Origin of the sequence: Phenylobacterium sp. (genome assembly GCF_030697925.1) — a bacterium.
Lineage (GTDB): Bacteria > Pseudomonadota > Alphaproteobacteria > Caulobacterales > Caulobacteraceae > Phenylobacterium.
Genome location: NZ_JAUYOJ010000248.1, coordinates 1 through 12,591, shown reverse-complemented (window position 1 = coordinate 12,591; position 12,591 = coordinate 1). Strand labels below are relative to the sequence as shown.

Genomic DNA, 12,591 nt, shown 5'->3' with positions numbered 1-12,591 from the left:
GGTGACCTTCACCTTGTCGCCCTCTTCGAAGAAGCGGTGCATCGAGCGCTGCTTCACCTCGTAGTCATGGATGTCGATGTTCGGTCGCAGCTTGATCTCTTTGATCTCGACGACCTTCTGCCGCTTGCGCGCCTCGTTCTTCTTCTTCTGCTCCTGGAACTTGAACTTGCCGTAGTCCAGGATCTTGCAGACGGGCGGATCGGCGTTCGGAACGATCTCGACGAGGTCGAGACCTGCTTCCTGCGCGGCCTCCATGGCCGACGAGGTGGGCATCACGCCCTGCTTCTCGCCGTGCTGATCGATCAGCAGGACCTTGGGGACGCGGATGTCTTCATTGATACGCGGCCCGTCTTTGACGGGCGGCGACTGCATGGGGCGGCGAATAGGCTTTCGCTCCTAGGGCTGTTTCAACGCGAAACGCGCCCGGCGCGAGAGAGCGCCGGTCGTTCCAGTCAGTATATGACGAAGGGAGTCCCCCCAATCAAGCGCGGCTAGGCAGAAGGCATCAGTGCGTTGACGGCCTGTAGGACTTGGGACACAGGCAGATCGGCCAGGTTCTGGGACTGCAGCACGGTCACGTGGCCCCGCGGGGCCGAAAGCGCCGGGTTCGAGGCGCTGGAGAAAAGCACGATGGTGGCCGCCCCGGTGGCTGCCGCCAGGTGCAGCGGACCGGTGTCGTTTCCCACGACCAGGGCCGCGCGGGCGCCCAGGGCGGCGATCCGCGCGAAGTCGGTGCGTCCGGTCAGGTCGCGGGCCTGGCCGACCGACTTCTGGATCTGGCGGGCGAGCGCGCTCTCCTGCGGGCCGCCGATGATGACGACGTCGAACCCACGGTCGTGCAGGGTCTTGCCGAGCTGGGCGAAGCGTTCGGCCGGCCAGCGCTTGTCCAGCCGGTGGGCCGAGCCGCCGGGCACGAAGATCACATAGGGCCGCGGCTTCACCCCGCCGGGGACCGGGCGTTCCTGGCGGGCGTTGTGCACCACCCAGGAGAGGTCCGGCGGCGGGGCGCTGCCGGGCTCGGTGGGCGCGTCGGGCCAGATGCCCGCCGATTTGAGCTGGTCGGCCTGGCGCTCCAGGGTGTGCATCGAATTGCGTCGCCGGTTCTTGTGCGGCAGCGAGCAGCCCAGCGCGATCCCCGACCACTCGGGCGGGAAGGGGCGTAGCAGGTGGAAGATGCGGGCCGACTGGGCCGAGGTCTGTAGGTCGTAGACCCGGTCGTAGCGCGCCGCCTTCAGCCGGCCGCGCAGCTGCAACCAGGCGCTGGGCCCCTCGGGCCGGCCGTCGGTCTCCACCCGGTTGAAATAGGGGCAGGACTTGGCCAGCGCCTCGAAGGGCGGCGTGGTCAGCAGGGTGATGCGCGCCTTGGGGTGGGCCTCGCGGATCTTCTTCATCGCCGCCAGCGCCAGGATGAAGTCGCCCAGAGCCGAGAGCTTGATCACCAGGACGTTGCGGATGTCGCGGCTCACGCGGCGCGCGCCTCCAGCACGCGTCCGTAGGCGTCCAGGGTGGCCTGGCACATGGCGTCGACGGAATAGAGCCGCCGGGCGCGGTTGGCCGCGGCCTGGCCCATGGACGCCAGGCGGCCGGGTCCGAGGTCGGCGGCCTTGGCCATGGCGGTCGCCCAGGCGTCGGGATCGTCCACCTTGACCAGCCAGCCGGTCTCGCCCGAGAGGACGGTCTCGGTGGTGCCGCCGTGATCCGAGGCCAGGACGGGCTTACCCATCACCTGCGGCTCCACAGCCGTACGGCCAAAGGACTCCGGCTTGGTGGTGGGCAGCATGGCGATGTCGCAGACCTGGTAGGCGGCCGGCATGTCGTCGCAGTGGCCGACCAGCAGGATCTCACGCTCGAGGCCGTTGGCGGCGATCGCGGCCATGATCTCCAGCCGGTAGTCCGTACGGCCCTGGTCGTCGCCGGCGAAGATGATCACGAAATCCTCGCGGCCCCGGGCCTTCAGCCGGGCGGCGGCCTCGACGATCATCAGGTGGCCCTTGATCCGGGTCAGCCGGCCGGCCAGCAGCAGCTTCACCCGCCGGTCCCCGGGGGCGATCCCCCAGGCCTGGCGCAGGGCCTCGACCCGGTCGGGGGTCACCCAGCTGGGATTGAACCGCTCCAGGTCGATGCCGCGCGGGATCGAGACGATCCTGGCCGGGTCGATCTGGTGTTCGGCGAGCACATGGTCGCGGGTGTAGTCGGAATTGGCGATCACCAGGTCGCCGCGGGTCATCACGGCGTTATACCAGCGCTTCAGGCCGCTCTTGGCGTTGTAGACCCCATGGTAGGTGGCCACGAACGGCGTCCTGGTGGCCTGGGCCGCCCAGAGCGCCGAGAAGGCCGGCGCGCGTGAGCGGGCGTGGACGATGGAGACCTTCTCCTTGCGGATCAGGTCCACCAGCCGCGCGGCGTTGCCTAGCATCACCAGCGGATTCTTGGTCTGGACCGGCATCTGGGCCAGGCGTCCGCCGTCGGCCTCCAGCCGCGAGGTCATGCGTCCGCCCCGGGTGGCGACCAGGGCCTTGCCGCCGGCGCGCACGACCGCGTGGGCCACATCGATCGTGGTCTGTTCGGCCCCGCCGGTTTCGAGCTCGGGGACAACCTGCAATAGGGTGAAGTCTGGGGGCAGCGTCACGCCGCCTTGCATAGCGTAAGCCCACGTTTGGTAAAGGCCCGCGCGCCGTTCGCGCCGTCACATCCTTGCGTTATGACGATACCATGACCGAGACATCCGGATTCCTGAAACAGCGCGACGGGGCGCGGATCGCCTGGCGCCGCGTCGCGGGGGCCGGACCGACCGTGGTCTGGCTGGGCGGCTTCAAGTCCGACATGGCCGGGACGAAGGCGCAGGCCCTGGCCGACTGGGCCCTGGCGCGCGGCCGGTCCTATGTGCGGTTCGACTATTTCGGGCATGGGGAATCCGACGGCGACTTCGCCGAAGGGACCATCACCCGCTGGCGCGAGGACGCGCTGGCGGTGCTGGACGAACTGGCCCCCGGCCCGGTGGTGCTGGTGGGCTCCTCCATGGGGGGGTGGATCGCCTGCCTGGTGGCCGCCGCGGCGCCGGATCGGGTGAAGGCCATGGTGCTGATCGCCCCGGCTCCGGACTTCACCGAGAAGCTGATGGGCCCGGAGATCACCGCCGCCGGCCGTGCGGAGCTGGCGGCCACCGGGGTCTGGATGCGGCCGTCGGACTACGGCGACCCCTATCCGATCACCGCGGCCCTGCTGGAGGACGGCGCGCGCTGGTCGATCCTGCCAGGGCCGGTGAATGTGGACGCGCCAGTGCGCATCCTGCAGGGCGGCGAGGACCCCGACGTGCCCTGGCGCCACGCCCTGGAGCTGGCCCAGGCGATCCGCGGCCACGATGTGGTGTTCAGCCTGATCAAGGACGGCGACCATCGTCTGTCGCGGCCCCAGGACATCGCCCGGCTGATCGCGGCCCTGGACGAACTCGCGTGACCGAGCCCTCCGTCCTGCCGAGCTTCTGGGCGGCCGCGCGGGTCTGGGCCCGCATCGGCCTGTTGAGCTTCGGCGGCCCCGCCGGTCAGATCGCCCTGATGCACAGGGTCCTCGTCGAGGAGCGCGGCTGGATCGGCGAGCGGCGGTTCCTGCACGCGCTCAACTACTGCATGCTGCTGCCGGGCCCCGAGGCCCAGCAGCTCGCCACCTATATCGGCTGGCTGATGCACCGTACGGCGGGCGGCCTGCTGGCGGGGATATTCTTCGTCCTGCCCGGTGCGGCGGTGATGCTGGCCCTGAGCATCCTCTACGTCGTCTATGGCGCCACCCCGGTCGCAGAGGGTCTGTTCCTGGGCGTGAAGTGCGCGGTGCTGGCCATCGTGACCGAGGCGGTGCTGCGGGTGGGCCGCCGGGCGCTGAAATCACGCGCGGCCCTGGCCGTGGCCGTGGCGGCCTTCCTGGGCCTGTTCTTGCTCAACATACCGTTCCCGCTGGTGGTGGCGCTCGCCGCAGCCCTCGGATGGGCGAGACCGGGCCTATTCGGCGGCGGCGCGAACGGCCATGAGGTCGACGACGAGACGCCCGGCCTGGTGGACCGGGTCATCGCCCAGGGCGAGGCGCCCCACCTGGTCCCATCGCGCGGCCGGGCCCTGCGGGTGGCGGCGATCTGGCTGCCGATCTGGCTGGCGCCTGTCGCTGTGCTGTTCGCGCTGTTCGGGGAGGCCAGCGTCTGGACCAAGATCGCCGGCTTCTTCTCCACCATGGGCGTCGTGACCTTTGGCGGCGCCTATGCGGTCCTGACCTATGTAGCCCAGGCCGCTGTCGACGGCTTCGGCTGGCTCAACCCCGGCGAGATGGCCGACGGCCTGGGGCTCGCGGAGACCACGCCGGGGCCGCTGATCATGGTGCTGCAGTTCGTGGGTTTCCTGGCGGCCTACCGCAACGCCGGGGCGCTGGATCCTCTTCTCGCCGGCTGTCTCGGCGCCTTGCTCACAACCTGGGTCACCTTCGCCCCGAGCTTCCTCTGGATATTCCTGGGCGCGCCCTATGCGGAGGCCCTGCGCGGCCATCGGGCCGCCGCCGCGGCGCTGGCGGCGATCAGCGCCGCCGTGGTCGGGGTGATCGCCAACCTCGCCGTCTGGTTCGCCCTGCACGTCCTGTTCCGGCGGGTGGTGGAGGTTGGGGGCGTCGACCTGCCGGACCTCGCCAGCCTCGACTGGCGCGCGGCGGTGCTCACCGTGGCGGCGATGCTCGCCATGCTGCGGTTCAAGCTGGGCCTGGTCCCGACCCTCGTCGCCTGCGCCCTGGGCGGACTGGCGCTGAGCGCGCTGGCGGGGTGATCAGTCCCTAGACGCGCCTCAACCCGTAAAAATCGCCTCCTCTCCACCCGTCTTCCGGGGGAGAGGGTAGGGTGAGGGGGGCGTCTCCGCCGCGCTGAGTGGGTTGATGGGTTGGAAAGCGCCGCTTCGCGCCGCATCCCCCTCACCCTACCCTCTCCCCTTGAAAGGGGAGAGGGAGGTCACCTGAGCATCGCCTTGAGCAGGTAGGCGACGGCCATCACGCTGAGCGACCCCGCGACCGCCAGACCCACGAACCAGGCGAGTCGCTTCCAGATCGGCGGCAGGGGATCGCCCGGTTCGGGCGGCGGCTCAATGATAGCCCGCATCGGGCGTGACCTTGCCGCGGAACAGCCAGTAGACCCAGATCGTATAGCCCAGGATCACCGGCAGCAGGATGGCCACCCCGCCCAGCATGAGGGCGAGCGCGTTGTCCTGGTTGGCCGCCTGCCGGAAGGTCATGTCGTAGGGCACGATATTCGGGAAGAACCCGGCCGCGAGGCCGGCATAGCCCGACAGGAAGACCAGCGTCGCGCCCACATGCGGCCAGCCGTGCGACTTGCGGCGAAGACCCACGGCGACCACGGCCAGGCCGGCCAGGCCCAGCAGCGGGATCGGCAGGAGGGGCAGGAAGGCGGCCATGTCGAAGGCGCCGTCCGCCAAGCCCCAGCGCTCGGCGATCCGGGGATGGACGAAGAGGGTGGCGAGGCTGACCGCCGCCAGCAGGCCGGCGACGGCCGCCGCGGCGATCCCCGCCCAGCGCCGGGCGTCGGCGTGCAGTTCGGTCTCGGTGCGCCAGACCAGCCAGGTGGCGCCCAGCAGGGCGTAGCCGGCGACTAGGCCCGCGGCGACCAGCACAGTGTAGGGGGTGAGCCAGTCGAAGGGGCCGCCGGCGAACTGCGTCCCGTTCAGCGTCACGCCCTGGATGAAGCCGCCCAGGATGAAGCCCTGGGCGATGGCGGCGGTCAGCGAACCGCCGGCGAAGGCCGCGGTCCAGAACGCCTTGCCGCGCCGGCGTCCCCGGATGCGGAACTCGAAGGCCACCCCGCGCAGGATCAGCGCCAGCAGCATCAGGACGACTGGCAGGTAGAGGGCCGGCAGGATGGCGGAATAGGCGAGCGGGAAGGCCGCGAACAGACCGCCGCCGCCCAGCACCAGCCAGGTCTCGTTACCGTCCCAGACGGGGGCGATGGAATCCATCATCACGTCGCGGTCCTTCGGCGTGCGCGCGAAGGGGAAGAGGATGCCGACGCCCAGGTCGAATCCGTCGAGCAGCACGTAGAGCAGCACGGCGGTGGCGATGATCCCGGCCCAGATCAGCGGCAGGTCCAGACCGTTCATGGCTTGCCTCCCTGGCCCGGGTCCAGCGGCGCGGCGGCCATGGCCGAGCCCGGGGCGCGCAGGCCCTCGGGAAGGGCCTCCTCCGATCCGACCGCCGGACCCTCGGCGATCATGCGCAGGATGTAGAGCACCCCCACAGAGAAGATGACCGCATAGACGATGAGGAAGCCCAGGAGGGAGGCTGAGACCTGGCCCGCGCCCACCGGCGACACGGCGTCGGCGGTGCGCAGAACCCCGTAGATCACCCAGGGCTGGCGGCCCACCTCGGCGACGATCCAGCCGGAGATGACGGCGACGAAGCCGGCCGGCCCCATGGCGATGCAGGCGCGCAGGAACCACACTGAGCGCTCGGGTCCGCCGCGCCAGCACAGCCAGACGCCCCAGACGCCCAGGCCGATCATCGCCAGGCCCAGGCCCACCATCACCCGGAAGGACCAGAACACCAGACCGACCGGCGGACGGTCTTCGGGCGCGAAGGCCTTCAGGCCCTTGACCTCGGCGTCGATACTGCCGGCGGTGATGAGGCTGCCGACCTTGGGGATGGACAGCTCCCAGAGGTTGGCCTCGAGCTTGCGGTCGGGCCAGGCGACGACGTGGAAGGCTTGCTGGGGCTTGGTCTCCCAGAAGGCCTCGATGGCCGCCAGCTTGGCCGGCTGCAGGCGCAGGACATCCTTGCCCGACAGGTCGCCGGCCACCAATTGCAGCGGGGCCACGATGGCGAACATGCCGATGGCCATGCGCAGGGCCATGCCGGATTCAGGCTCGTCGGGCCGCCTGAGCAGCCGCCAGGCCGAGGCCGCGCCCACCACCAGGGCGGTGGTCAGATAGGCCGCCAGCGACATGTGCATCAGCCGCTCGGGGAAGCTGGGCGAGAAGATCACCTTCATCCAGTCCACCGCGATCAGCCCGCCCTCGGCCGTGCGGGCGAAGCCGGTCGGGTGCTGCATCCAGCTGTTGGCCGAGATGATCCAGAAGGCCGAGATCAGCGTGCCGAGCGCCACCAGCACGGTGGCCGTGAAGTGCAGCCCAGGGCCGACCTTCTTCCAGCCGAACAGCATGATCCCCAGGAAGCTCGCCTCCAGGAAGAAGGCGGTCAGGACCTCGAAGGCCAGGAGCGGTCCGATCACCGGGGCGGCCACGGCCGAAAACACGCTCCAGTTGGCGCCCAGCTCGTAGCTCATCACCACCCCGGTGACGACGCCCATGCCGAAGGAGATCGCGAAGATCTTCAGCCAGAACAGGTAGAGGGTCTTGAACACCTCGTTGCGGCTAGTCAGCCACAAGCCTTCCAGCACCGCCAGGTAACTGGCCAGCCCGATCGTGAAGCTGGGAAAGATGATGTGGAACGCGATGGTGAAGGCGAACTGAAGCCGCGACAGCAACAGGGCATCGACATCCATGGTCCGAACCTTGGCTGGCGCTGGTGATCTTCGTTGATCGCCTGCGGGGGCGCACTCTCACGCCGTAAAACGCGTTACGCCAAGCTTGGCCGCAGCGACAAACCGACGCAGGCGTGTGCGACCGATCGGCATGGTTGTTGCAAATGAGTTGCAACGGCGTTCGCATTTGCTAGATATGGGACGTCGTCGGAGAAAACCTGCTTTGTACGTCTGCAACTGCAACGGCATCCGTGAGCGCGAAGTCCGCGCCGCCATCGAGTCCGGCGCCCGTCGCCCGGCTCAGGTGTTCCGCGCTTGCGGCTCGCAACCTCAATGCGCCCGCTGCGTCTGCGACATGCGCGAGATGATCGCCGAGCAGGACGAAGCCCTGCGCTACGCCGCCGAATAGGCGTCGCGCCGCAGAGCGCGCCAGCGCCCCGGCGACACCCCGAACGCCTGCTTGAACTGCCGCGTCATGTGGCTTTGATCGGCGAAGCCGCTGTCCGCGGCCGCCTGCGCCAAACTCTCGCCGGCGTCGATCCCCCTCCGTACCCGGTCCAGCCGCCGCATGATCAGGTAGCGATAGGGGCTGGCGCCCAGCTGGGCGCGGAAGTGGCGCGCCAGGCTGTAGCGGTCGAGCCCGGTGACCGCCTCCAGTTCCTCCGAAGCGACGGTCCGGTCGAAATGCTCGTTCAGGAAGGCCCGCGCCCGCTCCACGGCGGTCGAGCAGGTCGCGGACGACGCCCTTCGCGGGCTGGAGCCCTCGGCCGCGTGCAACGCCATGGCGATGGCCGCAAGCGCGCGGTCGCGCTCCAGCGGCTCGAGGCCGTGGTCCAAGTCGCCGAGCGCCAGGCGCAGCGCCGCCAGGAGACGGGGGTCGGCCCGTACGGCGTCCGACACGAAGGGCAGGGCGGCCGTCTCGCCCAGGGCTTCCAGGATGAGCCGCGGCTCCACATAGAGCATGCGATAACGAAAGCCGTCTTCGCCACCGGAACGCCCATCGTGCGCTTCGTCCGGATGTAGGACGATGACGTCTCCGTGCTGGCTGTCGCACCGCGCTCCGCGATAGTCGAAGGACTGCACGCCGCTGAGCGTGACGCCCAGGGCGTAGGTGTCGTGCCGGTGGGGATCATAGGCGTGGCGGGCGAAATAGGCCTCGATGCGCTCCAGCCCGGGCGCCGGCGGCGCCTGGCGCACCCAGTCGCACGATCGTTCAAGACCGGTCCCGGCGCCGGCGCGTAAGGGTTCGCACATGCCTTACGACACCAAGATCGTCATTGCGGTCCGCGAGGATCTCGCGACCTGGAAGAAGCTCAACGTCACGGCCTTCCTCGCCGGTGGTCTGGTCAGATCCTACCCCGAACTGGCGGGGGACCGCTATGCCGACGCCGATGGGCGGGCCTATGGCCCTCTGGTGCGCCAGCCCGTCCTGGTGTTCGCCGGCTCGGGCGCCGACCTGAGCCTGGTCCTGGCCCGGGCCCTGGATCGAGGCCTCGCGCCCTCCATCTATACCCAGGCCCTCTTCGCCACGAACAATGACTCCGACAACCGCGCCACGGTGGCCGCCGTCGCCACCGACGCCCTCGACCTGGCGGGCCTCGCCCTCCACGCGGACCGCCGGATCGTCGATAAGGTGGTGAAAGGCCTGTCGCTCCACGCCTGACCGGAAAGGAACCCTATGCCCGCCGTCAGCCATATCGAGGACGAATACGCCGCCATTGCCGACTATTGGTCGCCCCGCGTGGTGGCCGCGGCCAATGGCCAGTACGTGAAGCTCGCCAAGGCCAAGGGCGAGTTCGTCTGGCACGCCCATGCCGAGGAGGACGAGTTCTTCATGGTCCACCGCGGGACCCTGACGATCCGCTACCGCGACCGCGAGGACGCGGTGCTGGGGCCCGGTGACTTCCACGTGGTGCCGAAGGGCGTCGAGCATGCGCCGATGGCGCTGGAGGAGGCCTGGATCATGCTGATCGAGCCCGCCGGCACCGCCCACACCGGCGACGTCGACAGCCCCATGACCAAGTCCATCGCCAGCCAGACGCGCCACCTCGGCTGATCTTCACGCGCTTCGCGGCCTTGCGAACGAAACGCGGAATCACTTGCAAACATAGGCTTTGACACAGGTTCCGCGGCGGAAGAGGTTGCGCCTCGAGACGGGATTCGAGGAGCTTCACATGCAAGGCGACAAGGCGATCATCCGGCGGCTCAACGCGGTGCTCACCAATGAGCTGACCTCCGTGAACCAGTACTACCTGCACGCCCGGATGTACGAAAACTGGGGCTTCGCCAAGCTCGGCAAGATCACCTATGACGAGTCGATCGGCGAGATGAAGCACGCCGACAAGCTGATCAAGCGCATCCTGTTCCTCGACGGCCTGCCCAACCTGCAGGATCTGCACAAGCTGAAGATCGGCGAGACCGTGCCCGAGTGCCTGGCCGCCGACCTGGCCCTGGAGACCGCCGGCCGCGCCGATCAGGTCGCCGGCATCAAGGAATGCGAGGCGGCGGCCGACTTCGTGAGCCGCCAGATCCTGCGCGAGATCCTCGCCGACACCGAGGAGCACATCGATTTCATCGAGACCCAGATCTCCCTGGTCCGCTCGCTGGGCGAGCAGAACTACCTGCAAAGCGCGCTCGGCGAACTCGAAGGCGGCGGCGGACACTAGCGGCGGCGCGAACCGCTATCGGCCGCCGCCGAAATAGCGCTAGGCTCGTCCCGACATCAGTGGGGGAGCGGGATGGCGCAGGACGCAGTGGCGGAAGGACAGGTCGGCGACGTTCGGACCAAAAACCATCGGCTGATCATCGGCGCCGCCTCGGCCGGCACGGTCTTCGAGTGGTACGACTTCTATCTCTACGGCTCGCTGGCGGGGTTCATCACCCAGCACTTCTTCTCGGGGGTCAACGAAACCACCGGCTACATCTTCGCCTTGCTGGCCTTCGCCGCCGGTTTCGCCGTGCGTCCGTTCGGGGCCCTGGTGTTCGGGCGGCTGGGCGACCTCTGGGGCCGAAAGAACACCTTCCTGGTCACCATGCTGCTGATGGGGCTCTCGACCTTCGCGGTCGGCCTGTTGCCCGGCTACGACCAGATCGGGGTGGCCGCGCCCATCGCGCTGATCCTCATGCGCCTGTTGCAGGGCCTGGCGCTGGGCGGCGAGTACGGCGGGGCGGCGACCTATGTGGCCGAGCACGCGCCGCCCGGTAAGCGCGGCCTCTATACGAGCTGGATCCAGACCACCGCGACGCTCGGCCTCTTCCTCAGCCTGATCGTCATCCTGGTTGTCCGCACCATGCTGGGCGAGGAGGTGTTCAAGGCCTGGGCCTGGCGCATCCCGTTCCTGGTCTCCTCGGTGCTGCTGGGTGTCTCCCTGTGGATTCGCCTGCGGCTCAACGAGAGCCCGGTCTTCCAGAAGATGGTCGACGAGGGCACGACCTCGAAGAAACCTCTGACCGAGGCCTTCGGCGAGTGGAAGAACCTGAAGATCGTCATCCTGGCCCTGGTCGGGCTCACCGCCGGCCAGGCGGTGGTCTGGTACACCGGCCAGTTCTACGCCCTGTTCTTCCTGGAGAAGACGCTCAAGGTCGACGGGGCGCTGACCAACACCCTGATCGCCGTGGCCCTGCTGTTGGGGACGCCGTTCTTCGTGGTGTTCGGCTGGCTGTCGGACAAGATCGGCCGCAAGCCGATCATCCTGGCCGGCTGCCTGTTGGCGGCCGTGACCTATTTCCCGATCTTCAACGCCCTGACCGTGGCGGCCAATCCGGCCCTGGCGGCCGCCTCGGCCAGCGCCCCGGTGACGGTGATCGCCGACCCGGCCGACTGCTCGTTCCAGTTCGACCCGGTGGGCAAGACCGCTTTCACCTCGTCCTGCGACGTGGCCAAGTCGGCCCTGGCCACCGCCGGGGTGAGCTACGAGAATCAAGTCGCCCCGGCCGGCGCCACGGCGGTCATCAAGATCGGCGGGGCCGAGATCCGCAGCTTCGACGGCCGGCCGCTGGCCAAGCCTGAATTCGCCGCCGCCAAGGCCGACTGGACCAAGATGCTGACCACCGCGCTCGGCGACGCCGGCTATCCCGCCAAGGCCGACCCGGAGAAGGTCAACAAGCCCGCCGTGGTGGGCCTGCTGTTCGTGCTGATGCTCTATGTGACCATGGTCTATGGCCCGGTGGCCGCGGCCCTGGTGGAGATGTTCCCGGCGCGAATCCGCTACACCTCGATGTCGTTGCCCTACCATATCGGCAATGGCTGGTTCGGCGGCTTCCTGCCCACCACCGCCTTCGCCATGGTGGCGGCCACGGGCAACATCTATTTCGGGCTCTGGTATCCGGTGGTCATCGCCCTGGCGACCGCCGTCATCGGCTTCCTTTTCGTCAGGGAGATGCGCGGGGCCAATGTCGACGACTAGGGGCGCCGCCGCCATTGGGCTTGGTCACATCGTAGGGTTCGTCATAGCCCTTACGCGAGGAATAGAAGGCCAGCCACATCAGGACCCCGGCCAGCGCGCCCACCACCAGTAGGCCACCCAACACATAGAGCATGACCGGCCCGAGACTCGACCAACCACCGCCGATGCTTGACCCCGCATAGAAGGTCCAGCCACCGAACGCGGCCACACCGGCCAGGCCGGCGAGGGCGAGCAGGATCGGGACGACACGCTTCATGCCCTAGGAAGCGTGCAAGCCCTCCCGCGGTTCCAGCGGACATACGAAGGCCGCCGCCTCGAGGGCGACGGCCTTGCGAAGGTCGGACGTCTGGCTTCTATTCCGCCGCGTGGCGCGCGATGCCCATGGTCGGGGCCAGTTCGCCGGCGGCGTAGCGTTTGGCCATGACCGAGAGCGGGATCGGCGTGATCTTGCCGGCCTGGCCGGCGGCGCCGAACTCTTCCATCCGCTGGCGGCAGACCGCGCGCATGGCGTCCATGGCGGGCTTCAGATATTTGCGCGGGTCGAACTCGCCCGGATGCTCGGCGAAGATCTTGCGGATGGCGCCGGTCATGGCCATCCGGTTGTCGGTGTCGATATTGATCTTGCGCACGCCGTGCTTGATGCCGCGCTGGATCTCTTCCACCGGCACGCCC

At 68.8% G+C, this 12,591-nt stretch carries 16 protein-coding genes; 7 read left to right on the top strand and 9 right to left on the bottom strand.

Annotated elements, in window-relative coordinates:
* The 3 genes from infC to Q8Q88_RS24545 form a co-directional block, all read right to left on the bottom strand.
* Positions 1 to 372 (bottom strand): translation initiation factor IF-3 (gene infC / locus Q8Q88_RS24555; RefSeq protein WP_305677805.1); only part of this gene is annotated, 372 nt, incomplete at its 3' end.
* Between the two features lie 119 nt (positions 373 to 491).
* Positions 492 to 1,466, bottom strand: coding sequence for a glycosyltransferase family 9 protein (locus Q8Q88_RS24550; protein WP_305677804.1), 975 nt, complete (start codon positions 1,464 to 1,466; stop codon positions 492 to 494).
* Positions 1,463 to 2,629 (bottom strand): glycosyltransferase family 4 protein, encoded by a 1,167-nt coding sequence (locus Q8Q88_RS24545; protein WP_305677803.1) that lies wholly within the window; start codon positions 2,627 to 2,629, stop codon positions 1,463 to 1,465. The genes Q8Q88_RS24550 and Q8Q88_RS24545 overlap by 4 nt, the downstream gene beginning before the upstream one ends.
* 83 nt (positions 2,630 to 2,712) lie before the next feature.
* Between Q8Q88_RS24545 and Q8Q88_RS24540 the strand changes: the two genes are divergently transcribed.
* Positions 2,713 to 3,456, top strand: coding sequence for an alpha/beta fold hydrolase (locus tag Q8Q88_RS24540; RefSeq protein WP_305677802.1), 744 nt, complete (start codon positions 2,713 to 2,715; stop codon positions 3,454 to 3,456).
* Entirely contained in the window at positions 3,453 to 4,796 is a 1,344-nt protein-coding gene (chrA, locus tag Q8Q88_RS24535; protein ID WP_305677801.1) for a chromate efflux transporter, read from the top strand. Before Q8Q88_RS24540 ends, chrA begins: the two co-directional genes overlap by 4 nt.
* A gap of 179 nt (positions 4,797 to 4,975) precedes the next feature.
* Here chrA and Q8Q88_RS24530 read toward each other — a convergent pair whose 3' ends face one another.
* Genes Q8Q88_RS24530 through Q8Q88_RS24520 form a run of 3 tightly spaced genes read right to left on the bottom strand, consistent with a single transcriptional unit; the run spans position 4,976 to position 7,534 of the window.
* Entirely contained in the window at positions 4,976 to 5,122 is a 147-nt protein-coding gene (locus Q8Q88_RS24530) for a hypothetical protein (RefSeq protein ID WP_305677800.1), read from the bottom strand.
* Complete coding sequence (gene cydB, locus Q8Q88_RS24525; protein ID WP_305677799.1) at positions 5,106 to 6,134, bottom strand: cytochrome d ubiquinol oxidase subunit II; 1,029 nt, start codon at positions 6,132 to 6,134, stop codon at positions 5,106 to 5,108. The genes Q8Q88_RS24530 and cydB overlap by 17 nt, the downstream gene beginning before the upstream one ends.
* Complete coding sequence (locus Q8Q88_RS24520; protein ID WP_305677798.1) at positions 6,131 to 7,534, bottom strand: cytochrome ubiquinol oxidase subunit I; 1,404 nt, start codon at positions 7,532 to 7,534, stop codon at positions 6,131 to 6,133. Before Q8Q88_RS24520 ends, cydB begins: the two co-directional genes overlap by 4 nt.
* A gap of 202 nt (positions 7,535 to 7,736) precedes the next feature.
* Between Q8Q88_RS24520 and Q8Q88_RS24515 the strand changes: the two genes are divergently transcribed.
* Positions 7,737 to 7,922 (top strand): bacterioferritin-associated ferredoxin, encoded by a 186-nt coding sequence (locus Q8Q88_RS24515; protein ID WP_305677797.1) that lies wholly within the window; start codon positions 7,737 to 7,739, stop codon positions 7,920 to 7,922.
* Here Q8Q88_RS24515 and Q8Q88_RS24510 read toward each other — a convergent pair.
* Positions 7,907 to 8,767, bottom strand: a complete 861-nt coding sequence (locus Q8Q88_RS24510; protein WP_305677796.1) for an AraC family transcriptional regulator — start codon at positions 8,765 to 8,767, stop codon at positions 7,907 to 7,909. The genes Q8Q88_RS24515 and Q8Q88_RS24510 overlap by 16 nt on opposite strands.
* Between Q8Q88_RS24510 and Q8Q88_RS24505 the strand changes: the two genes are divergently transcribed.
* The 4 genes from Q8Q88_RS24505 to Q8Q88_RS24490 all read left to right on the top strand — a co-directional run bounded on the left by Q8Q88_RS24505 (position 8,766) and on the right by Q8Q88_RS24490 (position 11,919).
* Positions 8,766 to 9,176 carry a DUF2000 family protein gene (locus Q8Q88_RS24505; protein ID WP_305677795.1) on the top strand — a complete coding sequence of 137 codons (411 nt, stop codon included), beginning with the start codon at positions 8,766 to 8,768 and terminating at the stop codon, positions 9,174 to 9,176. The genes Q8Q88_RS24510 and Q8Q88_RS24505 overlap by 2 nt on opposite strands.
* Positions 9,177 to 9,191: 15 nt before the next feature.
* Complete coding sequence (locus Q8Q88_RS24500) at positions 9,192 to 9,569, top strand: cupin domain-containing protein (protein ID WP_305677794.1); 378 nt, start codon at positions 9,192 to 9,194, stop codon at positions 9,567 to 9,569.
* A gap of 118 nt (positions 9,570 to 9,687) precedes the next feature.
* Positions 9,688 to 10,179, top strand: a complete 492-nt coding sequence (gene bfr / locus Q8Q88_RS24495) for a bacterioferritin (protein ID WP_305677793.1) — start codon at positions 9,688 to 9,690, stop codon at positions 10,177 to 10,179.
* A gap of 72 nt (positions 10,180 to 10,251) precedes the next feature.
* A complete protein-coding gene (locus Q8Q88_RS24490; RefSeq protein ID WP_305677792.1) occupies positions 10,252 to 11,919 on the top strand; it encodes an MFS transporter in 1,668 nt (555 codons plus the stop codon).
* On the opposite strand, the gene Q8Q88_RS24485 is transcribed toward Q8Q88_RS24490, so the two are convergent.
* Both Q8Q88_RS24485 and Q8Q88_RS24480 read right to left on the bottom strand, forming a co-directional pair.
* Positions 11,885 to 12,175, bottom strand: coding sequence for a hypothetical protein (locus tag Q8Q88_RS24485; protein WP_305677791.1), 291 nt, complete (start codon positions 12,173 to 12,175; stop codon positions 11,885 to 11,887). The genes Q8Q88_RS24490 and Q8Q88_RS24485 overlap by 35 nt on opposite strands.
* A 97-nt stretch (positions 12,176 to 12,272) precedes the next feature.
* A partial coding sequence (locus Q8Q88_RS24480; protein WP_305677790.1) for a class II fructose-bisphosphate aldolase occupies positions 12,273 to 12,591 on the bottom strand: 319 nt, incomplete at its 5' end.